The 22,025-nt window shown below is 67.4% G+C and carries 20 protein-coding genes; 15 read left to right on the top strand and 5 right to left on the bottom strand.

Annotation, left to right across the window (positions count from 1 at the left end; translation table 11 throughout):
* Window positions 1-167 precede the first annotated feature (167 nt).
* From KF887_02915 to KF887_02905, 3 genes are all read left to right on the top strand, one after another.
* A complete protein-coding gene (locus tag KF887_02915; GenBank protein ID QYK42104.1) occupies window positions 168-647 on the top strand; it encodes a fasciclin domain-containing protein in 480 nt (159 codons plus the stop codon).
* A gap of 165 nt (window positions 648-812) precedes the next feature.
* Window positions 813-1,562, top strand: coding sequence for an SDR family oxidoreductase (locus KF887_02910; GenBank protein ID QYK42103.1), 750 nt, complete (start codon window positions 813-815; stop codon window positions 1,560-1,562).
* 77 nt (window positions 1,563-1,639) lie between these two features.
* Entirely contained in the window at window positions 1,640-2,491 is an 852-nt protein-coding gene (locus KF887_02905) for a ParB N-terminal domain-containing protein (GenBank protein ID QYK42102.1), read from the top strand.
* A gap of 231 nt (window positions 2,492-2,722) precedes the next feature.
* On the opposite strand, the gene clpB is transcribed toward KF887_02905, so the two are convergent.
* Together clpB and KF887_02895 are read right to left on the bottom strand one after the other, a co-directional pair.
* Window positions 2,723-5,335: an ATP-dependent chaperone ClpB gene (clpB, locus tag KF887_02900; GenBank protein ID QYK42101.1), complete on the bottom strand. Its 2,613-nt coding sequence runs from the start codon at window positions 5,333-5,335 to the stop codon at window positions 2,723-2,725.
* 147 nt (window positions 5,336-5,482) lie between these two features.
* On the bottom strand, window positions 5,483-6,250 hold the full coding sequence (locus KF887_02895) for a hypothetical protein (GenBank protein QYK43409.1): 768 nt from the start codon (window positions 6,248-6,250) through the stop codon (window positions 5,483-5,485).
* Between the two features lie 107 nt (window positions 6,251-6,357).
* Between KF887_02895 and pyrF the strand changes: the two genes are divergently transcribed.
* Complete coding sequence (gene pyrF, locus KF887_02890) at window positions 6,358-7,047, top strand: orotidine-5'-phosphate decarboxylase (GenBank protein QYK42100.1); 690 nt, start codon at window positions 6,358-6,360, stop codon at window positions 7,045-7,047.
* Between the two features lie 31 nt (window positions 7,048-7,078).
* Here pyrF and KF887_02885 read toward each other — a convergent pair whose 3' ends face one another.
* The 3 genes from KF887_02885 to KF887_02875 form a co-directional block, all read right to left on the bottom strand.
* Window positions 7,079-7,354 carry a hypothetical protein gene (locus KF887_02885; GenBank protein ID QYK42099.1) on the bottom strand — a complete coding sequence of 92 codons (276 nt, stop codon included), beginning with the start codon at window positions 7,352-7,354 and terminating at the stop codon, window positions 7,079-7,081.
* On the bottom strand, window positions 7,354-8,235 hold the full coding sequence (locus tag KF887_02880) for an SPFH/Band 7/PHB domain protein (protein QYK42098.1): 882 nt from the start codon (window positions 8,233-8,235) through the stop codon (window positions 7,354-7,356). Before KF887_02880 ends, KF887_02885 begins: the two co-directional genes overlap by 1 nt.
* A 64-nt stretch (window positions 8,236-8,299) precedes the next feature.
* On the bottom strand, window positions 8,300-8,965 hold the full coding sequence (locus tag KF887_02875) for a TetR/AcrR family transcriptional regulator (protein QYK42097.1): 666 nt from the start codon (window positions 8,963-8,965) through the stop codon (window positions 8,300-8,302).
* A 127-nt stretch (window positions 8,966-9,092) separates the two neighbouring features.
* Between KF887_02875 and KF887_02870 the strand changes: the two genes are divergently transcribed.
* From KF887_02870 to KF887_02820, 11 genes are all read left to right on the top strand, one after another.
* Entirely contained in the window at window positions 9,093-10,436 is a 1,344-nt protein-coding gene (locus tag KF887_02870; GenBank protein ID QYK42096.1) for an aminotransferase class III-fold pyridoxal phosphate-dependent enzyme, read from the top strand.
* Complete coding sequence (locus tag KF887_02865) at window positions 10,433-12,049, top strand: NAD(P)/FAD-dependent oxidoreductase (GenBank protein ID QYK42095.1); 1,617 nt, start codon at window positions 10,433-10,435, stop codon at window positions 12,047-12,049. The genes KF887_02870 and KF887_02865 overlap by 4 nt, the downstream gene beginning before the upstream one ends.
* Window positions 12,030-13,589 carry an NAD(P)/FAD-dependent oxidoreductase gene (locus tag KF887_02860; GenBank protein QYK42094.1) on the top strand — a complete coding sequence of 520 codons (1,560 nt, stop codon included), beginning with the start codon at window positions 12,030-12,032 and terminating at the stop codon, window positions 13,587-13,589. Before KF887_02865 ends, KF887_02860 begins: the two co-directional genes overlap by 20 nt.
* Window positions 13,586-14,773, top strand: a complete 1,188-nt coding sequence (locus tag KF887_02855; GenBank protein ID QYK42093.1) for an aminomethyltransferase family protein — start codon at window positions 13,586-13,588, stop codon at window positions 14,771-14,773. The genes KF887_02860 and KF887_02855 overlap by 4 nt, the downstream gene beginning before the upstream one ends.
* Window positions 14,773-15,912 carry an aromatic ring-hydroxylating dioxygenase subunit alpha gene (locus tag KF887_02850; protein ID QYK42092.1) on the top strand — a complete coding sequence of 380 codons (1,140 nt, stop codon included), beginning with the start codon at window positions 14,773-14,775 and terminating at the stop codon, window positions 15,910-15,912. The genes KF887_02855 and KF887_02850 overlap by 1 nt, the downstream gene beginning before the upstream one ends.
* Entirely contained in the window at window positions 15,909-17,126 is a 1,218-nt protein-coding gene (locus KF887_02845; GenBank protein ID QYK42091.1) for an aromatic ring-hydroxylating dioxygenase subunit alpha, read from the top strand. Before KF887_02850 ends, KF887_02845 begins: the two co-directional genes overlap by 4 nt.
* Before the next feature lie 49 nt (window positions 17,127-17,175).
* On the top strand, window positions 17,176-18,279 hold the full coding sequence (locus tag KF887_02840) for a polyamine ABC transporter substrate-binding protein (GenBank protein ID QYK42090.1): 1,104 nt from the start codon (window positions 17,176-17,178) through the stop codon (window positions 18,277-18,279).
* Window positions 18,280-18,281: 2 nt separating this feature from the next.
* Window positions 18,282-19,379, top strand: coding sequence for an ABC transporter ATP-binding protein (locus tag KF887_02835; protein ID QYK42089.1), 1,098 nt, complete (start codon window positions 18,282-18,284; stop codon window positions 19,377-19,379).
* Window positions 19,380-19,443: 64 nt separating this feature from the next.
* On the top strand, window positions 19,444-20,316 hold the full coding sequence (locus KF887_02830) for an ABC transporter permease (GenBank protein QYK43408.1): 873 nt from the start codon (window positions 19,444-19,446) through the stop codon (window positions 20,314-20,316).
* A complete protein-coding gene (locus tag KF887_02825; protein QYK42088.1) occupies window positions 20,313-21,152 on the top strand; it encodes an ABC transporter permease subunit in 840 nt (279 codons plus the stop codon). The genes KF887_02830 and KF887_02825 overlap by 4 nt, the downstream gene beginning before the upstream one ends.
* Window positions 21,145-21,999 carry a hypothetical protein gene (locus tag KF887_02820; protein ID QYK42087.1) on the top strand — a complete coding sequence of 285 codons (855 nt, stop codon included), beginning with the start codon at window positions 21,145-21,147 and terminating at the stop codon, window positions 21,997-21,999. Before KF887_02825 ends, KF887_02820 begins: the two co-directional genes overlap by 8 nt.
* Window positions 22,000-22,025: the final 26 nt, after the last annotated feature.

Raw genomic sequence — 22,025 nt, 5'->3', positions numbered from 1 at the left:
GCGGCGTCACAGCTAGTTGCATTGAAAGGCCGGACGGGGGCGGCTTAGGCGGCGGCCCGTTCCCGGCAAGGCCGCCCATCGCAGATTTGAGGGTCATCCATCCGGCCTCCCCCTGCGTTCTCCCCCTGCCAAAACAGAACTTGGCAGATCAAACGGGAGTGACACCAATGATCCGCAGAACCTTCCTCGCCCTTGCCGCCTCGACCGCGCTGATCTCCTCGCCGGCGCTCGCCGCCGACAAGGACATCGTCGACACCGCCGTCGGCGCCGGCAGCTTCACCACCCTCGTGGCCGCCGTGCAGGCCGCCGGCCTTGTGGACACGCTGAAGGGCCCGGGCCCCTTCACCGTCTTCGCGCCCACCGACGCGGCCTTTGCCGCGCTGCCCGCAGGCACCGTCGAAGACCTGCTGAAGCCCGAGAACAAGGACAAGCTGGTCGCCGTGCTGACCTATCACGTCATCCCGGCCAAGGTGATGTCGACCGACCTGTCGGAGGGGCTGAAGGCCGCGACGGTGCAGGGCCAGGAGGTGACGATCACCCTCGACGGCGGCCCCAAGGTCGACGGCGCCGCGATCTCGGCCGCCGACATCGAGGCGACGAACGGCGTGATCCACGTGATCGACAGCGTGATCCTGCCGCAGATGTGATCCCCGCGGCTTCGGCCGCTACGGACGGCGGGCGGGGCGCAGGCCCCGCCCGTTTCATTCTATCGGGCAGGATCGCGCCGCCACCGCCCGGCACAATGGCTTTGCGCACCGCCGCCCGGCACGTCAGACTGGCGTCCGACCGCCATCCACAGGGGATCCCGGCACATGACCGAACGGACTGCACTCGTCACCGGCGCCGCGCGCGGCATCGGGCTTGCCACCGCGCGGGGATTCCTGCGTGACGGCTGGACGGTCGCGATGGTCGACATCGACGCCGAAGAACTGGCCATCGCCGCCGCCGACGCGGGCGGCGTCCCGGTGCCGGCCGACATCGCCGATCCCGACTCGGTCGCCCGGGCGGTCCAGACCATCCTCGCGGCCACGGGCCGGATCGACGCAGTGGTGAACAACGCGGGCATTGCCGATTTCGGCCCGATTGCCGACCACGATTTCACCCGCTGGCGCCGGGTGATGGCGGTGAACCTCGACGGCACCTTCCTTGTCTCGCAGGCCTGCCTGCCCGCGCTCAAGGCCACGCGCGGCGCCATCGTCAACATCGGCTCGATCTCGGGCCTGCGCGCCTCGACCCTGCGCACCGCCTATGGCACCTCCAAGGCCGCCGTGATCCACCTGACCAGGCAGCAGGCGGCCGAGCTTGGCGAATTCGGCATCCGCGCCAACTGCGTCTGCCCGGGGCCGGTCCGCACCAAGCTGGCGATGGCCGTCCATTCCCCCGCCATCGTGGCCGCCTATCACGACGCGATCCCCCTCAACCGCTACGGCACCGAGGACGAGATCGCCCAGGTCATCCGCTTCCTCTGCTCCGATGCCGCCAGCTATGTCACCGGCCAGGTCATCGCCGCCGACGGCGGTTTCGAATCAACCGGCATCGGCCTGCCCGCGCTCAGGGGTTGACCGACCACGCGCCGCAACGGCCGTTTGCGCAACACCCGCCTCCGATCCCGCATAATCGCCCGGGAAAGGAGACCACCATGAAATTCTTCGAAATCCCCGTCGACCAGATCGCTGCCGACATCCTGCCGCGCGACCGTTCCATTCCCGATGCCGAGGCCCAGGCCGATCTGGTCCGCTCGATCGAGACGATCGGCCTGCGCCACCCGGTCGAGGTATTCGGGATCGAGCCCGACGAACACCACACCCTGCCCTGGGGCCTCGTGTCGGGATACCGCCGCCTGATGGCCTTCCGCGCGCTCGGTCGCGAGACCATCCCCGCCGTAACCTGCAACCCCGAGGACCTGCCCGCCGCAATGGCTGCCATGCTGGCCGAGAACGAGGTGCGCGCGCCGGTCACACCCTGGGAAAAGGGCCGCTTCCTCGAACATCTCGTGCATTTCGGGCACTACCCCGATGCGTCCGCCGCGATTGCCGTGCTCTACCCTTCGGCCACGCGACAGCAACGTGCCCGCCTCCGCGGGTTCCACGCGGTCGTCGATGCGCTCTATTATGACTTCCGCACGCCCGAACGGCTCAGCGTGTCACAGATGGACCGCCTCGCAACCGCGCTGCGCATCGACGGGCGGGAAGCCATCGCCACCACGCTGGCCGCCGTCAACGGCCCGTCCGCCTCGCTCGCGATGCAATGGGAAGCGTTGCGCCCGGTCCTGAACGCCATCCTGACCGAAGGCTCCGAACCCTCGTCCTCCAGCCTCCCCGGCCAGCGCCGCCCGCGCCACTCCCTGACCCTTCGCCAGGGCATGACCCTGACACGCGAACGCACCGCCAACGGCTGGATCATCCGCATGACCGGCCCGATGGCCAAGTCGCCGGGGCTGGTGGACGACGTGTTCCGCCTGGTCGAGAAGTGGCTTCAGCCAGAGGGCTGAGGGGCGTGCCATCGCATCGAGGGGGGCGCGCCGGTCGATGGACAGCCCGCAGTTCGTCCGCTGGCCCTGTGACGGCAGCCGCGCACAGCGCCCCCCAGTTCCTAACAAACCCTTAACACGGCCCACCTAACCCATTGAAATACCTCATCCTTAAAAGCGTCCCATCGTGGGACGCCCCTGCGGATGCGGACGGGCGGGGGTTTCCCCCCGCCCGGCAGGCCCGGGCAGCGTTCAGTGAACCACGGCCTGCGCCGGACGTTCCCGGCGGCTGGCCGAGACCCGGTCGCCGATGATCAGGCCCTCGGGTCCCGCGGTCACATGCAGCACCGCCCCGTCCGTCACGTCCCCGGCCAGGATCATCTCGGCCAGCGGGTCCTGGAGGTGGCGCTGGATCACCCGCTTCAGCGGCCGCGCCCCGAACACCGGGTCATACCCCTCGTCGGCCAGCCAGGCCTTCGCCCCCGCGTCAAGATCCAGCACGATCTGCCGCCCCGCCAGCCGCTTCTCCAGCCGCCGCAACTGGATCTCCACGATCCCCGCCATGTCGGCGCGGCCCAGCCGGTCAAAGATCACGGTCTCGTCCAGACGGTTCAGGAACTCGGGCCGGAAATGCCCGCGCACCGCCTCCATCACCGCCGCCCGCGCCGGGGCCGGGTCCGCCCCGTCGGCCAGCTGGCTCAGCGCATAGGCCCCGAGATTGCTGGTCAGCACGATCAGCGTCTGCTTGAAGTCGACCGTCCGCCCGTGCCCGTCGGTCAGCACCCCGTCGTCCAGCACCTGCAGCAGGATGTTGAACACGTCGGGATGCGCCTTCTCGACCTCGTCGAACAGCACCACCTGATAGGGGCGGCGGCGCACCGCCTCGGTCAGCACACCGCCTTCCTCATAGCCGACATAGCCCGGAGGTGCCCCGATCAGCCGCGCGACCGCGTGCTTCTCCATGAACTCGGACATGTCGATACGGACCATGGCCTGATCGTCGTCGAACAGGTACTCGGCCACCGCCTTGGTCAACTCGGTCTTGCCCACGCCGGTGGGGCCGAGGAACAGGAACGACCCCAGCGGGCGGTTCTCGTCGTTCAGGCCCGCCCGGGCGCGGCGCACGGCATTGGCCACGGCCGTCACCGCCTGGTGCTGGCCGATCACCCGCTTGCCAAGCTCCTCTTCCATCCGCAGCAGCTTGTCGCGCTCGCCCTCCAGCATCTTGGTGGTCGGGATGCCGGTCCAGCGCTCCACGACCTCGGCGATCTGCTCGGGGCGCACCGCCTCGGACACCAGTGCATCGCCCTCGCGCGCCTCGGCCTCGGCAAGCGCCTTCTCCAGTCCCGGGATGATGCCATAGGAAAGCTCGCCCGCCCGGCCCAGGTTGCCCTCGCGCTTGACCTGGTCAAGCTCGGCGCGCGCGCGGTCCAGCTGTTCCTTGATCTCGCGCGATTTCTCGAGCGCGTCGCGCTCGGCCTGCCACTTGGCGGTCATCTCGGCCGATCGTTGCGACAGGTCGCCCAGTTCCCGCTGCAGCCTTTCCAGCCGGTCCTTCGATGCGGCGTCGTCTTCCTTCTTCAGCGCCTCGGCCTCGATCTGCAACTGCAAGATCTGGCGGTCCAGCTGGTCCAGTTCCTCGGGCTTCGAGTCCACTTCCATCCGCAGCCGGCTTGCCGCCTCGTCCACAAGGTCGATGGCCTTGTCGGGCAGGAAACGGTCGGTGATGTAGCGGTGGCTGAGCGTCGCGGCGGCAACCAGGGCCGAGTCACTGATCCGCACGCCGTGGTGCAGTTCATACTTTTCCTTGATCCCCCGCAGGATCGAGACGGTGTCCTCGACCGTCGGTTCGCTCACGAAGACCGGCTGGAAGCGGCGCGCAAGGGCGGCATCCTTTTCCACATACTTGCGGTATTCATCCAGCGTGGTGGCGCCGACGCAGTGCAGCTCGCCCCGCGCCAGGGCCGGCTTGATCAGGTTCGCGGCGTCCATCGCGCCTTCCGACTTTCCCGCACCGACCAGGGTATGCATCTCGTCGATGAACAGGATCACCTCGCCTGCGGCCGACTCGATTTCCTTCAGGATGGCCTTCAGCCGCTCCTCGAATTCGCCGCGATACTTCGCACCCGCGATCAGCGCCCCCATGTCGAGCGCCATCAGCCGCTTGTTGCGCAGCGATTCCGGAACGTCGCCATCGACGATACGCAGCGCCAGCCCTTCGGCGATCGCGGTTTTCCCGACGCCGGGTTCGCCGATCAGCACCGGGTTGTTCTTGGTGCGGCGGCTGAGCACCTGCATCGCGCGGCGGATTTCCTCGTCGCGGCCGATGATCGGGTCGATCTTGCCCGCACGCGCGGCCTCGGTCAGGTCGCGCGCATATTTCTTCAGCGCGTCATAGCCCTCTTCGGCACTGGCACTGTCGGCGGTGCGGCCCTTGCGGATGTCGTTGATGGCGGCGTTCAGCTTCTGCGCGGTCACCGCGCCGGCATCGAGCGCCTCTTTCGCCTTGGAGGCCACCATGGCCAGCGCCATCAGGATGCGCTCCACGGGGACAAAGGAATCTCCGGCCTTCTTCGCAACCTTCTCGGCCTCGTCCAGCACGCGCACAAGGCCCGGGTCCATGAAGGGCTGGGCGTCACCGCTGACCTTCGGCAAACGGGCCATGGCGGCGTTGACGGCCTCGGCCACGCGGGCAGGCTCACCACCGGCGCGGCGGATCAGGTTGGCGGCAAGCCCCTGATCGTCGTCCATCAGGGCTTTCAGAAGGTGCTCGGGTGCAAGCCGCTGGTGGCTCTCGCGCATCGCGATGGTTTGGGCAGCCTGAAGAAAGCCACGCGACCGTTCCGTGAACTTTTCAAGGTTCATCGGTTTCTCCTCTTTCACAAGCGCCGCGGCGATGCGCCCGTCATGGCACGCCCTGCCCGGCCTTGACCCGGATGTGGGGCGGCGGCGGCGTTGATGCAAGAATGCAACGCAGGGTGCGGCGAAAGATTCCGGAGAGACCGGACCGCGCTATTCCTTGGGCTGCAGAAGCCTTGGCGGCCGCACCGCCTCGGCCGCCTTGAACAGGCCGAAGGTCTGGTTCACATAGTTCACGACGCCCGAAAGCTTTTCCACATATTCAAGCAGGGCGGGGGTTCGCTCGGCCTCGACCATCTGGATCGCGCGATCAGGTCCCTCGGCCTCGAACTGTGCATAGAACAGCGGCTCGCCGCGCTTCAGCACGATGTCCTTGTTCGGTTCGTGCCATTCGAAGGCCCACATCAGCGGCCGCGGCCAGACGTGCACGGGAAAGCGCCCGCCAAAGATCGTGCCCGGCAGGGGATCGCGGCGGTAGTGCGCGAAGGTGCCAAGCTGCGTCATGTAGATCGGCTCGTCGGCGATGAAGCAGTAGGGCAGCGAAAGCTGGACCGTGGGTCGGTCGGGATAGCGCCACTCGGTCTCGCTGACGAGGGTCAGGATCTGGCCGAGCTTCGATCCGCGCACCGGGCTTGCCACGCCTGCCCGGTTGATCAGGACCGGCTTGCCCTTTTCATCGCGGTTGAAGCCGATATGCAGGTCGTAGGGGCACTTGACGACGAAATAGCGGCTTTCCATCTGGATCACCGCCGGGCAGCGCGCGGCGGATTTCGCGTGGGACCGGTTCGTCTGGCGGAAGGAAAGACGTTCGGGCGCATCGAACAGGATGCTGCCCTTCGGGTCGGTCAGGAACCAGCCGACGGTCGCGGGGCCTGATCGCGGCCCTTCGTCGGGGCGGTCCAGCGTGATGGTGATCTGCATTGTTCCTCCGGCCTGCTGGCGCGCAGCGTCGCGCCCGCCCTGCGGGCTGTCAACCTTGACAAGCGCCGCTGCCCTGCCCATCAGCGCGTAAATTGCAGGAGCGCGCCATGCCCGACGACCGCCTCATCGTGGCCCTTGACGTGCCGAACGTCCTGGCCGGGCTTGCCCTTGCAGACCGGCTTGGCGATGCGGTGACCTTCTACAAGGTCGGGCTGGGAATGCTGACGGGCGGCGGGCTGGCCCTGGCCAACGAGTTGAAGCACGAACGCGGCAAGCGCGTGTTCCTTGACCTGAAGCTGTTCGACATCGGCGCCACGATCGAGGCGGCGGTGCGCGGCATCGCGGCGCACGGGCCGGACTTCCTGACCGTGCAGGGCGACCCTCAGGTGGTGCGGGCGGCGGCACAGGCCAAGGGCGACATGCGCATCCTGGCGGTGACGGTGCTGACCTCGCTGGACCGGGCCGATCTGGACGCAAACATGATCCGTGCGGGAGACATGGCCGAGATCGTGCTGGAACGTGCCGCGCGGGCATTCGAGGCCGGGGCAGATGGCGTGATCGCCAGCCCGCACGAGGCTGCGGCGATCCGCGCCCTGCCCCAGGCCGCAGGCCGGCTGATCGTTACCCCGGGCGTGCGCCCCGCCGGCAGCGACGCGGGAGACCAGAAGCGCATCGCAACACCGGGCGCGGCGATCCGGGCGGGGGCCGATCATGTCGTGGTGGGCCGTCCGGTCTGGGCGGCAGATGACCCGGCGGCGGTGGCGCGGGCGATCACGGCCGAGCTCGCAGGTCTCTGACGGGCCCTGCGGGCCGGGCTGCGGCCGGACATCACGGATTGTCGTTGATGTCCCGCGTCCAGATCTTCACCTGCCCGTCGCGTCGGCCCATCGCCTGACGCAGGCCCAGCCAGGCCAGGACGGACAGCAAGGCGAACACGGCCAGCAGCACGGCAAAGCTGCCGCCCAGCAGACCGATGCCGATCAGGATTCCCGTTGCGACCGCCCCGATGGCGAAGCCGAGGAAGATGTATCCGGGGATCAGGATCTCGATCGCGCCGATCACCAGGCCGCCCGCGACCCAGACCCACCAGACCTGCCAGAGCATCACGGTTTTCCCTTCAGCATTCCGAACGCGTTTGCAAAGGCATCGAGCGCCGCCGCCGGTACGATCACCATCTGCTTGCCCGCGCCCTGCCCCACGGCCGTCAGCGCCTCGACCTGCTTGAGCGCGACCTGATACTGCGCGGCCTCAAGCCCGTTCTCCTTGATCGCCACGGCGATCACGCCGGTCGCATAGGCCTCGGCATCGGCAAGGACGCGGCGTGCCTTGGCCTCCTGCTCGGCGGCGTAGAGGTCGGCGTCAGCCGCCAGTTCGACCGACCGCTTCTTGCCCTCGGCCTCCATCACCTGCGCGCGGCGGGCGCGTTCCGCATTCAGCTGCTGCAGCATCGCGGCGCGCGTCGCCTCATCCAGATTGACATCAAGGATCTCGGCGCGGGTCACCTCGACCCCCCAGTCATCGACCATCATGCGCACCTGCTCGCGCACCCGCTCGATCAGCTGGGCCCGGTTCGACTGGACCTGGTCAAGCTCCAGCTTGCCGATCTCGGACCGCACGATCCCGGCGACGGTGGTAGCGATCGCGGCATCGACATCGCGGATCCGGTAGACCGTCTTTTCCGGCTCGGTGATGCGGTAGAACACGCTGGTCTCCACCTTTACCAGCACGTTGTCGGCGGTGATCGCGTCCTGGCTGGCGTTGGGAAGCTGGCGCTCGAGGATGGTGATCTTGTGTGCGACGCTGTCGAGGAACGGGATCACGAAATTGATCCCCGGCCCCAGCACGGCGCGCAACCGCCCGAAGCGTTCGACAACGTGCTTCTCGCTTTGCGGCACGATCCTGACACCCAGAAAGATCGCGACGATCAGGAAGGCCGCAATCGCAAGATACACTGCGTTGCCGCCCAGAAAATCATCCACCTGCATCAAATTCCCCCTGCGCAAATCGCGCATCCAGCCTGCCCGTTTCCAGCCACCCGCGCAAGCGCGCTCAGCGCGTGCCGATCAGGCCGGATGCATCGAAGTGGCGGGGAAAGAACGCCCCTGCCGCGCACATCAGGGTCGCGGTGGCCTCGGCCATGTCATAGGGCGTGCTCATGGTCATCATGTCCAGCCACATGCCTTCCGAGGTGATGCGCAGGATGCGCGCCGTGCGCGCGGGATCGGCGCGATATCCATGCTCGCTGTTCATGCGGCCGCACAGGCCTTCGAGCACCGCATTGTATTCCGCATCGTTCGATCCGCATTGCTCCTGATAGAAGGGGCGCGCCTGCGCCTCACCCCAGAACGAACACCAGGCGGACAGGCGAGAGGGCGTGCAGAGGCGCGGGTTGAAATCGGCCATCAGCACGGCGTACAGGCGTTCCGGCGCCGTTGGTCCGGCTGCGGCCAGGGCATCGGACCAGTTCTGGCGATACTCCTCTGACAGGTAGAGGAGGGTTTCGAGCAAGAGCTTGTCCTTGCTCTGGAAATGGAAGTTCACGAGGCCATGCGAAAGGCCCGCCGACCGTGCCACCTCTGTCAGCGTGGTGCGGGCGTATCCCAGCCTCGCCATGGTCTCGATCGTCGCCTCGATCAGCTGAACGCGCCGCGCGTCGCGCGGCAGCTTCCGGGGGGGCGGAGGATCGGTCTTTGGCGGGTCGTGGGGTGCTTGCATGATGACCTCGAACCTGACTTCGACTGCATAGCGCAATCGTTGCGAAGGGAAAGGGGTTCGTTCTGATTGACAGGACAGTCAGAATAATGCAATCCAGAGCGGGACGCAGCCACCCAAGAGCCAGTCCATGATCCCGCTTCCCCGTCGTGACCTGAGCCGGTCGAACGCCCAGTTCCGCAGTGCGCTGAAGCGCCTGCCGCTGGGCGTGGCCTCGACCTTCCGCTACTGGGGCGATGACCGAACGGTCTATGTGCACCACGGCAAGGGCGGGCGAACCTGGGACATCGACGGGAACTGCTATGTCGACTACCGGCTGGGTTATGGACCCGCGATCCTGGGCTATGCGGACGACCGCGTGGATGCGGCCGCGCGGCGCGGGATGGAGGTGGGCGGGGTCTTCGCGCTGTCCACCGAGCGCGAGCTGATCGTCGCTGACCGCATCGCCAGGATGGTTCCGGCCGCCGAACTGGTGCGCTTCTCCAACTCGGGCACCGAAGCGGTGATGGCGGCCCTGCGGCTGGCGCGCGCCTACACGGGGCGGGAAAGCTATCTGCTGGTCGAGGGTGGCTATCATGGCCTGTTCGATGCGGCGATGTGGCAGGCCGATGTCGAGGGCTGGCAGGAGGGATCGAACGCCGATCCCGACGTCGTGCCCTACGGCAAGGGCATTCCGCCCACCGTAAGGAAGCTGGCCCATCTGGTGCCGATGAACGATCTCCAGCGACTGGAAGACACATTCCGCCGGCACGGCGACGCGCTTGCGGCGATGCTGATCGAACCGATCCAGGGCAACTGCTGCGGGATCACGGCGCGCGACGAGTATGTTCACCTGGCCCGCAAGCTCTGCGACGAATACGGCGTCCTTCTGATCATCGACGAGGTGAAGACCGGGTTCCGCGTGGGCCGGGGCGGCGTGCAGGGCCTCATGGGGGTGCGCCCCGACATCACCACATTCGCCAAGGCCGTCGCCAACGGATACCCGATCGCGGTGATCGCCGGGCGCGAGGATGTGATGCGCACCTTCCGCTATGGCGGCGCGTCGCACGGCGGCACCTACACGGCGCATTCCGTTTCGCTGGCCGCTGCCGAGGAATGCCTGCGCATCCTTGACGAGACCCCGGCACTGGACACCCTTGCCGCCTATGGCGAGCGTCTGAAGGCCGGGATCTCGAACATCCTGAACGCGCGGGGGATCGTGCATTCCTACACCGGCCACGCGTCGATGTTCGGCCTGTTCTTTGCCGAGACCCCGCCGGACAACTACCGCGCGTGGAAGATGTCGGACTATTCGTTCTATGACCGGATGGCCTATTTCCTGCACGATCTGGGCATCATCGTGGAACCCGACTCGCGTGAGCCGTGGTTCATGTGCGAGGCGCACGGGCTGGACGAAACCTGCCTGACCGACACGCTGCGGGCGGTCGAAGCGGCGGTTGACCTGACGCTGGAGTATCCCGAGGCAGCCGAGTGACCTTTGACGCGGTCATCGTTGGGGCGGGACACAACGGGCTTGTGGCGGCCTGCTATCTGGCACGCGCGGGGCTGAAGGTCTGCGTGGTGGAAAAGAACGACTGGATCGGCGGCGCGGCCGTCAGCCGCGAGCTTTTCCCCGGCTTCACCTACTCCAACTGCTCCTACGTCAACAGCCTGTTCCGCCCCGAGATCATGCGCGATCTGGACCTGCCACGCCATGGCCTGCAGGTTCTTCCCTATGAGGGCGGGGCGATGTTCACCCGTGGCGGCGGCTATCTGGGGATGTTCCGCGACCACGACGCCAACCGGCGCGAGATGGCGCGGCATTCGCGGCGCGATGCCGAAGCCTATGACCGCTATGCCCGCGACATCCTGCGGTACTGCCGATTCATCCGGCCGCTTCTGATGCGCCGCCCGCCCGATCCGGCACGCTTCCGCCCCCGCGACATCGCCGAGTTCGTCTGGCTGGGCCGCCACATGTCAGGCATGTCCGAGGCCGCGATCTACGACATGATCCGGTTCTGGAGCATGTCGATCTCCGACTTCCTGGACGAGTACTTCGAGAACCCGGTAGTCAAGGCCTATCAGGCCGTAGGCTCGATCATCGGCACCGCATTGGGGCCGATGTCGCCGGGCACCGCCTATGTGCTGCTGCATCATGCCATGGGGGATGTCGACGGCAATGTCGGCGCCTGGGGCTATGCCCGGGGCGGCATGGGGGCGATCACGCAGGCGCTTGCCGCCTCGCTTCGGGCGGCAGGCGGCGAGATCCGCGCGGGCACGGGCGTCGACAGGGTGCGGGTGTCGGGCGGGCGGGCGACGGGTGTGGTGCTTGCCAATGGCGACGAGATCGCCGCGCGGCGGGTGATCTCGAACATGGACGTGCGGCGCACCTTCCTGCACCACGTCGACGCAGCCGAACTGCCCGCACCGTTCCTGAAGCGCGTGCGGGGTTTCAAGACGCGCGGATCCTCGGGCAAGCTGAACATCGCGCTCGATTCCGCGCCGCAGTTCCCGGCGCTGCCCGAAGGTGCGCCGAACCTCAAGGGCGACCTGCATTTCACCGACAGCATCGAGGGGATGGAACGGGCCTATGACGACTGGAAGGCGGGCCGGTTCTCGCGCGATCCGTTCCAGGACGTGATGATCCCGACGATGATCGACCCCACGATGACCCCGCCGGGCAAGCATTTCATGTCGTGCTTCGTGCAATACGCCCCGCCGAAGATCGAGGGGCACGACTGGACGGATGCCGACCGTGACGCATTCGGAAAGACCTGCATCGACCAGATCGAGGCGTATTCGCCCGGGTTCCGCAACCGAATCCTGCACGTCGAGGTGCGCACGCCCCGCGAACTGGAAGCCGAGGTCGGGCTGACCGAGGGCAACATCTTCCAGGGCGAACTGACGTTCGACCAGCTGTTCTTCAACCGCCCCGTGCCGGGCTATGCCGACTACCGCACGCCCGTCCGCGACCTGTGGCTCTGCGGTTCGTCCACCCATCCGGGCGGCGGTGTGATGGGTGCGCCGGGGCGGAATGCGGCCGCGGAGATCCTGCGCGACATGAAGGTTCCGGCAAAGGACATGCGGGATGCCTATGCCGTCCTTTGATGCCATCGTCGTCGGTGCGGGCCCCAACGGGCTGGCCTGCGCATATCGCCTGTCGCGGGCAGGGCGGCGCGTTCTGGTGCTTGAGGCATCGTCGGCACCTGGCGGCGGCGCTGCTGCGGCGGCGGTTGCCGACGGGTGGCCCGCGATGCCCCTGGCGCATCTGTCGTACAATCTCGATCCCCGCATCACGGGCACGATGGACCTTGGGGCGCAGGGGCTTCGCTGGGCTGATCCCTGCATCGCCACCACGGCCCTGTCCGCAACGGGCGCGCATCTGCGGCTGGAGGGCGCCGCCGCCGCGACGCTGGTGGGCGAGGTTGCGGCCGAGGATCGCGCAGCCTGGGCGGCATTGCGCGGCCGCATGATGGAGTTCGCGAAGGTGCTTGCGCCGCTACGCGAGATCGCCCCGCCCCGGATCGCGCGCGGCGTCGGAAATCCGATCGCGAAACTTGCGATGGTCGGACTGCGCGCGCGAATGATGGGGGCGGATGCGTTCCGCGAACTCGGGCGCATCTTCCTGACGAATGTCCACGATCTGCTGAACGACGAACTGTCCGACCCGCTGCTGAAGGGTGCGCTGGCCTTCGACGCCACGCTGGGAACCTGGCTGGGGCCAAGGTCGCCGAATTCGGTGCTGCCATGGCTGGATCGTCTGGCGGGCGGGGTCGCCGGCATGCAGGGCGCCATCGGGATGCCCGCCGGGGGCATGGGAGCGATTACCGCCGCGATGGCGAGGGCCGCGACGGCGGCAGGTGTGACCATCCGCTGCGATGCCCCCGTTGGGCGGGTGCTGGTCGAGGGTGATGCCGCAGCGGGTGCGGTGCTGACCACGGGCGAGGAGATTCGTGCCGGCCTGATCGTATCGGCAATCGCACCGAGGACCACGCTGCTTTCGCTGGTCGGGCCGCAACATCTGGATGCGGGTCTCTGCACCCGGCTGGGTCACATCAGGTCACGGGGCGGCGCGGCCAAGCTGCATCTGGCATTGACCGGCCTGCCGGACTTCCGGGGTGCCGATCTGCGCAGCCGCCTGATCATCGCGCCGAGCGAGCACCATGTCGAACGCGCGTTCAACCCCGGGAAATACGGAGAGATCCCCGAAACCCCGGTGATGGAGGTCGTGATCCCCGGCGCCATAGACCCCGGCCTTGCCCCCGAAGATCGACATGTCCTGTCGGCGGTGGTGCAGTTCGCGCCCCATGCCCCGGCCGACCGCGACGCGGCGCGGGCAGAGATGCTGGCCGCCTGCCTGCGCGTGCTCGAGGACCATGCGCCCGGCATCGGCGCCATGGTCGCCCATGCCCGGCTGCTCATGCCCTGGGACATCGAGGCGCAACTGGGCCTGCCGGGCGGCAACTGGCACGGCGGCGAACTGTCCGCCGAACAGATGCTGTTCCTGCGCCCTCTGCCCGGCATCGCGCAATACGCCGCGCCCATCGCCGGGCTGTGGATGGCGCATGCGGGCTGCCATCCGGGGGGTGGCATTTCCGGAACCGCGGGCTGGAACGCGGCCGAGGCGATCGAAAGGGCCGGACGATGACCGACCTGCGCCACTTCGAGACTCCGCTGCTGCAGACGCCGTTCCATCCGCGAACGGCGGCGGCGAACCGGATGCACGCCTGGGGGCCGTGGGCGGGTTATGCCAGCGTACTGACCTACGAAGATCTGGCGATGGAACATTCCGCGATCCGCAATGCCGCCACTGTCTATGACCTGTGCCCGATGGTGAAGTACCGCATCGAAGGGCCCGGTTCGGTCGCCTTCCTGAACCGCCTGACCGTCCGGAACGTCGGCAAGCTGTCGGTCGGCGGGGTTCACTATACCGTCTGGTGCGACGATGCCGGGCACCTGATCGACGATGGCACGCTGTTCCGTCTGGCGCCGGACCGCTGGCGCCTGTGCTGCCAGGAACGCCACCTGCCGTGGCTGCTGGACAGCGCGCAGGGCTTCGACGTGACGGTGGCCGAGGAAACCGAGGATGTCGCCGCGCTGTCCCTGCAGGGGCCGACATCGGCTGCGGTGCTGCTGGCCGCCGGTTTCGACGTGTCGGGGCTGCGCCCGTTCCGCATGGCCACGTTCCCCTTCGCGGGGGCAGACCTGATGATCTCGCGCACCGGCTTTACCGGCGATCTGGGCTATGAACTGTGGGCCGCCCCGTACCTGGCCCTGCCGCTGTGGGATCATCTGTTCGATGCGGGCGCACCCCATGGCCTGCGCCCGATCGGGTCCGACGCGCTGAACATCGCGCGGCTGGAGGCCGGTTTCATCATCACCAACCTCGATTTCACGCCCGCGCATCAGTGCGTCCGCGAGGACCGCCTTCGCACGCCTGACGAGATGGGCCTTGGCTGGCTGATCGACTGGGACAAGGGACATTTCACCGGACGCCGCGCGCTGGCCCGGGCCCGCGACGCCAAGCTGTCGAAATGGGCCTTCGTCGGGCTGGAGATCGAGGGCAACATCGGCGCGGAGGGCGCGATCCTCTATCGTGCGAAACGGCACGAGGTGGGGGTGATCACCGGTGGATGCTGGTCTCCCACGCTGAAGAAGAGCATTGCCCTGGCCCAGGTCGAGCGGCGGCACATGGGCTGCACCGATCTGTGGGCCGAGATCTATGCCCTGCGCGAACTGCACTATGCCAAGATGATGATGCGCGCACGGGTGGTCGACCGGCCGTTCTTTGCGCCCGACCGCCGCCGCGCCACCCCTCCCGGGAGGTTCTGATGGAGCCCGTCCGCCATCCGCTCTCGCCGCGCCTCGACCATTGCCCCGAGGGCCTGCCACGCGCGGCCTACATGGATCAGGGCTGGTTCGATCGCGAGATGGCGACGCTGTTTGCCCGCCAGTGGGTGATGGTCGGCAGACTTGCCGACCTCGCGCCCGGTACGATGCGCCGGGTTCGCGTCGGCGCGGCCGAGGCCATCCTGTGCCGCACCGCGGACGGCACGGTCTCGGCCTTCCACAACACCTGCCGCCATCGCGGTTCCGAGTTGTGCCGCGCCGAGGTCGAGCCGCTGGGCAACCTGATCCGCTGCCCCTATCACGCCTGGGCCTTTGCGGCGCGGGACGGACGGCTGGTGTCCACGGCCCATGCCCGGCCCACCCGCGACTTCCAGCGTGATGACCACGGGCTGTTTCCGCTGCGGCACCAGGTCTGGGCGGGGTTCGTGTTCCTGTCGGCCGCTGCGACGCCGCCGGACATGAAATCCGACGTGCCATTGGCGACGCTGGACAACTGGCCGATGGACGGCCTTGTCACCGGCCACCGCCACGAGGCCGACCTGGCCTGCAACTGGAAGACGTTCTGGGAAAACTATTCCGAGTGCCTGCACTGTCCCGGCATCCACCCCGAGCTTTGCGCGCGGGTCCCGGTCTACGGTCAGGGTATCATGGGGCCGACAGAGGCGCCCGACTGGACGCCTGACGCGCCCGCGCCCCCCAGCCTGAACCCCGGCGCCGACAGCTGGACGCTGTCGGGGGCGCCCTGCGGCCCGGCCTTTCCCGGGCTGACCGAAGCCGAACGGCGCGCGGGGCATACCTTCGTGACGCTGTGGCCCACCGCCTATGTCGTGGCCCATGTCGACTATGTGCGGTCAGTCCGGTTGCTGCCGCTGTCGCCGGACCGCACGAGGCTGGTGGCCGAGTGGTATTTCGCACCCGAAACGCTGGCCCAGCCCGGTTTCGATGCCGCAGAGGTCGCGGCCTTTGCCAAGATCGTGCTGGCGCAAGACGGCGCCGCTGCCGAGTTGAACCAGCGGGGGATGGCGCATCCCGCCTTTTCCCGCGCCCGCCTGATGCCCGAAGAGTATGAGATACATCATTTTCATCAGTGGGTTAAATCCGAGATGGAGGTGTCGCCATGACCGATTTCCCGATCCCGTCGCTGAACGTGCCATCCGATTGGGACAGGCAGGGACTGCCCGCCTGGACCTATCATTCGCCGGGCCTCTTCGCGCTGGAACGCGAACGGCTTTTCCTGACGCATTGGCAGGTGGCGGGCCATGAATGCGACATCCCGGCACCCGGCGACTGGCTGGCCTTCGATCTTCTCGGCGAACGCGCGGTGGTCATGCGCGGGCAGGACGGCGTGGTGCGTGCCTTCCACAATCTCTGCCGGCATCGCGGCGCGCGAGTGGTGGACGGCGAACGGGGCCACTGCAAGGGGGCGATGGTCTGCCCCTTCCACGGCTGGGTCTACAACCTTGACGGCAGCCTGCGGGGTGCCGCGCGGCCCTCGACCTTCGGCGGAATGGACCGCGATCAGTTCGGGTTGAAGCCGGTCGAGATGGAGATCTTCCACGGCTTCATCTTCCTGCGCTTTGCCCCGGGTCCGCAGCCGGCGATCGCGACCCTGCTTGCCCCCTTCGAGACCGACTTCGCCGCCTACCGGCTGCGCGACGTGCTGCCGGTGCAGACGCCGGGATGGTCGACCGAACTGCCGGTGAACTGGAAATCCGTGCGCGACGTCGACAACGAGGGCTACCATGTCGCCCTTGCGCATCCTGCGTTGCAGGAACTCTACGGTCGCACCTACCGCGATCATTTCATGAATGCGGGGCTGTCGGTCTCGGTCGGATGGTTTGGCGATTCGCCGGGCCGCAGCTGGTCGGTGCGGCAGTATCTGCGTCACGCCCCCGACCGTCCCGACCTGCCCAGCCACCTGCGCCGCGCCTGGACCTACTATGGCCTGTTTCCCAACACGGTCTTCGCCTTCACGCCAGAGTCGGTGCAGTTCTACCAGGACCTGCCGCTTGGCCCGCGCAGCACCCGCGTGACCGGCAGACTGTACCGCAACCCGGGCGAAACCCGCGAGGCGCGCGCCGCCCGGTACCTGGCGTTCCGCATCGACCGGGCAACCTCGGCCGAGGATCAGCAACTGTCGGTCTGGTCGGACGAATCGATGGCATCCGCGGCATTCGAGGGGTTTCACCTTTCCGATCTCGAATACGGCCTGCGGCGGCATCACGACGCGCTGCGCGCGCTCATGCCCGTCATGGGGCTGCCCGAAGCGCCCCCCGAGGGCGATATCGCAGCGATCAACGACGAATTGGATTGCCAGTCAACATCCCGGGGGTAACCTTTGGGGGCAACAAGCCGCGAGAAACGCGCAGGACAGGGAGACCGACATGAAGCTCAACCGCCGCACCACCCTTCTCGGCCTGGGAACGACGCTTGCCGCGCCCTTCGTCCGCCCTTCATGGGCGCAGGCCGCGCGCGTCAACATCTACAACTGGGCCGACTACATCGGCGAGACGACCCTTGCGGACTTCGAGGCCGAAACCGGGATCGGCGTGGTCTATGATCTCTACGCCTCGTCGGAAGAGATGCAGGCCAAGATGCTGGCGGGTTCGTCGGGCTATGATGTCGTGCTGATGGCCGGGCTCAGCCTGCCGCGTTTCATTACCGCAGGCGTCTATCAGCAGCCCGACCGGTCGCGCTTGACGAACTGGGGCAATCTGGACCCCGCCATCCTGAAGATCGTCGAGGGGTTCGACCCCGGCAACCTCTACGGCGTGCCCTACATGTGGGGTTCGGTCGGGATCACCTGGAACCTCGACATGGTGAAGGAACGGCTGGGAGAGGTGGACCTCGAGGATCTCGGCACGCTGCTGAACCCCGAGAATGCCGCCAAGCTTGCCGATTGCGGCATCTCGCTTCTCGACAGCCCGACCGACATCGGGTTCATGGTGCTCAGCTACCTTGGCCTGCAGGCCGACGCGGCGGGTCCGGCGGAATACGCGAGGATGGCCGAGGCGCTCAAGGCGATCCGGCCGCACGTGGCCACCTTCGACAATTCCAACTTCCTGAACACGCTGCCCACGGGCGAACTGTGCGTGGCGAACAGCTGGTCCGGTGACTATGGCGTCGCCAAGGCGCGCGCGGAAGAGGCCGGGCTGACCGTGGATCTTGCCTACCATGTTCCCAGGACGGGTGCGCCTGCCTGGTTCGACAACTGGTGCATTCCTGCGGACGCCGGGAATGTGGACAGCGCGCATGTGTTCCTCGACTACATGCTGCGCCCCGAGGTGGTTGCGGCCTGCACCGACTATACCGGCTACGCCAATGCCAACCTGGCCGCGACACCGCTCGTCGACCCGTCGATCGCGGGCGACCCGGCGGTCTATCCGGATGCCGAGACGCTGGCCCGGCTCTATACGCCCCGTCCGCAGACCGAGGAGCAGGATCGCGAGATCAACCGGATCTGGATCGAGATCAAGACGGGCCGCTGATCATGGCGGCAACGCCCGACCCTTTCGTGCGGATCGAGGGGGTATCGAAGAACTTCGGCAGCTTCGCCGCGGTCCGCGACGTGACCCTGACCGTCGGCAAGAGCGAGATCTTCGCCCTGCTGGGCGGTTCGGGCTGCGGCAAGACCACGCTTCTGCGGATGCTCGCGGGCTTCGAGGAACCATCGGCAGGGCGCATCTGGCTGGACGGGCAGGACATGACCGGGGTTCCCCCCTGGGAACGGCCCGTCCACATGATGTTCCAAAGCTATGCGCTTTTCCCCCACATGACGGTGGAGAAGAACATCGCCTACGGACTGAAGCACGATCGGATGACGGCGGCCGAACGCACCGACCGCGTGCGCGCGATGCTGGATCTGGTGCAGCTTTCCCCGTTTGCGTCACGCAAGCCGCACCAGATTTCCGGCGGACAGCGGCAGAGGGTAGCACTGGCCCGCGCCCTGGCGCGCCAGCCAAAGCTTCTGCTGCTGGACGAACCGCTTGCCGCGCTCGACAAGAAACTGCGCGAGGCGACACAGTTCGAGCTGATGAGCATTCAGGCGCGCACCGGGGTGACATTCATCGTCGTGACCCACGATCAGGAAGAGGCGATGACCCTTGCCGACCGGATCGCGGTGATGGACCGGGGCATGGTGCAACAGGTGGGGGCGCCGGCAACGGTCTACGAACACCCGGCCTCGCGGTTCGTGGCGAATTTCCTGGGCTCGATCTCGCAGTTCGATGCCCGAGTGAGCAGCGTCTCGGGCGACATGGCGACACTGGAGGTGCCGGCCTTCGGCACGGCGATAACGGCGAAGACAATCGAGGGGCTTGCGCCGGGCGACAGCGTGACACTGGCCGTCCGCCCCGAAAAGCTGATGATCCATCGCGACGCTCCGACAGCGTCGAACGTGATCGAGGGACGGGTGAAGGATCTGGCCTATTTCGGCAAGGACAGCCTGTATCGCGTGGTCCTGCCCTCGGGCGATCTGCTGAAAGTGCATGCGGTGAACGCCCGGCGCGGCTCCGAGGGGCGGGCAGACTGGGATGACCGGGTCTTCATCGCCTTCGATCCGGCCGCCGCCATCCTGCTGCGCGACTGACATGGACCGGGGCGCAACCACCCGCCTGTCACGCTGGTTCCATCGCCGGGGCTGGGCCGACCTGATGATCGGCCTGCCCTACGTCTGGCTGCTGCTGCTGTTCCTGCTGCCCTTCGCCATCGTTCTGGCCATGAGCTTTGCCAGCCGGGCACCCACCGCTCCACCCTTTGCATTCGGCGGCGAATACCCGTTGATGTCGCTGCGCGGCTACGAACGGCTGGTGTCCGACCCGCTCTATGTCCGCGCCTTCCTGATCTCGGTATCGAACGCCGCCTTCGCGACCGCCCTGTGCCTGCTTGTCGGCTATCCGATGGCCCTTGCCCTGACCCGCGTTTCGCGCGGCTGGCGGAATGTGCTGCTGATGCTGGTGATCCTGCCGTTCTGGACGTCGTTCCTGCTGCGCGTCTACGCATGGATGGGCCTTATGGGAAAATCCAGCTGGTTCAACAAGATGCTGACCGACGGCTGGAACTGGCTGGTGCCTGCCGACTGGGCGGTCACGTCGGTGCCGCTGATGTACTCGAACTTTGCCGTCGTCCTCGTGATGGTCTACACCTACCTGCCGTTCATGATCCTGCCACTCTACGCCAGCCTTGAGCGGCTGGACCCGGCCCTGGACGAGGCCGCGATGGACCTGGGCAGCCGCCCGTTTCGCGTGTTCCTGGACGTGACGCTGCCGCAATCGGTGCCCGGCATCGTGGCAGGGTGCCTGCTGGTCTTCATCCCGGCGGCGGGGGAACTGGTGATCCCCACGCTGGTCGGCGACGCGCGCGCGCCGATGATCGGGCGCGTGATCTCGGACGAGTTCAGCGCGGTGAACGACTGGCCCATGGCCTCGACGGTGGCCGTGGCGCTGCTGGTCCTGATGGTGGGCCCGACGATGATCTATGCCCGGATGCAGGCCCGCGCCGACGGAACCGAGGGGGAACGGCGATGAACCGGCGCCCGATTTTCCTGATCACCGTGCTGTGCTTCGGCTTTGCCTTCTTCTACATCCCGATCCTGTCGATGATGGTCTATTCCTTCAACGGATCGCGGCTGGTCACCGTCTGGGGCGGGTTCTCGACGCGGTGGTATGTCTCGCTCTTGTCCAACAAGCAGGTGATCGCGGCCCTGGTCCTTTCACTGCAGATCGCCGTGGTTTCGGCCACCTGCGCGACGATCCTGGGCACGATGGCGGGGTTTGCGCTGGCGCGGTTCCGGCGGTTCCGCGGCCGGACCCTGTTTGCCGGGCTCGTCACCGCGCCCCTCGTGATGCCCGAGGTGATCACCGGCATCTCGTCGCTGATGCTGTTCATCCTGATGGCCGAATGGATCGGCTGGCCGGGTTCGCGCGGGTTCACCACCGTGACGCTGGCGCATATCACCTTCTCCATGGTCTTTGTCGCCACGGTCGTGCAGGCCCGGCTCAGCCAGGCCGACCGCGCGATCGAGGAGGCGGCGATGGATCTGGGCAGCCGACCCTGGCAGGTCCTGTGGGATGTCACCCTTCCGACGGCCTTTCCGGCAATCCTGTCGGGCTGGCTGTTGGCCTTCACCATCTCGCTGGACGACGTGGTGATCACCACCTTCACCACCGGCCCGGGATCGACCACCCTGCCCCTGCTGATCTGGTCCAAGGTCAAGCTGGGCGTCACCCCCGACATCAACGCATTGGCGACGATCACGGTGGTCGTCGTCGGAACCGGCGTGGCGCTTGCCGGCTGGATCATGCACCGCGCCGAGAAACGCCGCATCCTTGACCAGAGCATGGCCTATCGCAGCAATGAATGACCCCCTCCACCTGATCCGCACGCCGCTGGGCCAACCCGGTTCCGGGCGTGTGCGCTATGGCGCCGCCATGGCGCTGTTCCGCGACGGCACGCTGTCCGAGGCTCAGCTTGACGTCTACCGGGACGCCGCGGCCCATGACGGACGCGACCCGCTGCCGATGCTGGCCGAACGCGGCCTGCCGCCGCCGCCCGGTTCGCGGGCAGACCCGGCCGACCGGCTGGCCCGGCTGGCCGTCGCCGCCGAGGACTATCTGGCCGCATTCGATCTGCCCGGCGCGTCGGAAGTGCGCCGCGGCCTCGCCAGCCGACGGGGTCCGCCCGTTGTGGGCCAGCCGAACGCGCATCCCGTGGTCGACCGCTGGATGCCCGCCGCGCTCGATGCCATGTCACCCGACCATGCCGCGCTGCGGGGCGCCATCGCCGCAGCCGCGCCGCTGCTCGACTGGCAGGTCTATGACGGCTACCCCCTGTCCGAGATCGGCGAGGATTTCGCCATGGGCCACGCCTTCGCCACGCTGATGGGCGGCGATGCGCCCTATCCGGCGGAAGGGTTCGATTTCGGCCTGTTCCTGATCGCGCCCCAGGTCCTGTACCGCGACCATGTCCACAAGGCGCCCGAGCTCTATGCCCCGCTGACAGGCCCGCATGGATGGCGCTTCGGCACCGGCCTTCCGCTCGACCTGCGACCCGCGCATGACCCTGTCTGGAACGACCCGGACCGCCCCCACCTGATCAAGGTTGGCGCGGTGCCGTTCCTGGCTTTCTACGGCTGGACGCGCGACGTGAACGAACCCGCCTTCGTCCTGCCCGCCGATGACTGGTCCGAGCTTGAGGCGCTGCGCCTGTAGCGGCCGGCAAAATGGACAAACTGCGA

It is taken from the genome of Paracoccaceae bacterium, assembly GCA_019454225.1.
Lineage (GTDB): Bacteria > Pseudomonadota > Alphaproteobacteria > Rhodobacterales > Rhodobacteraceae.
This window is presented reverse-complemented; position numbering and strand designations above follow the sequence as displayed.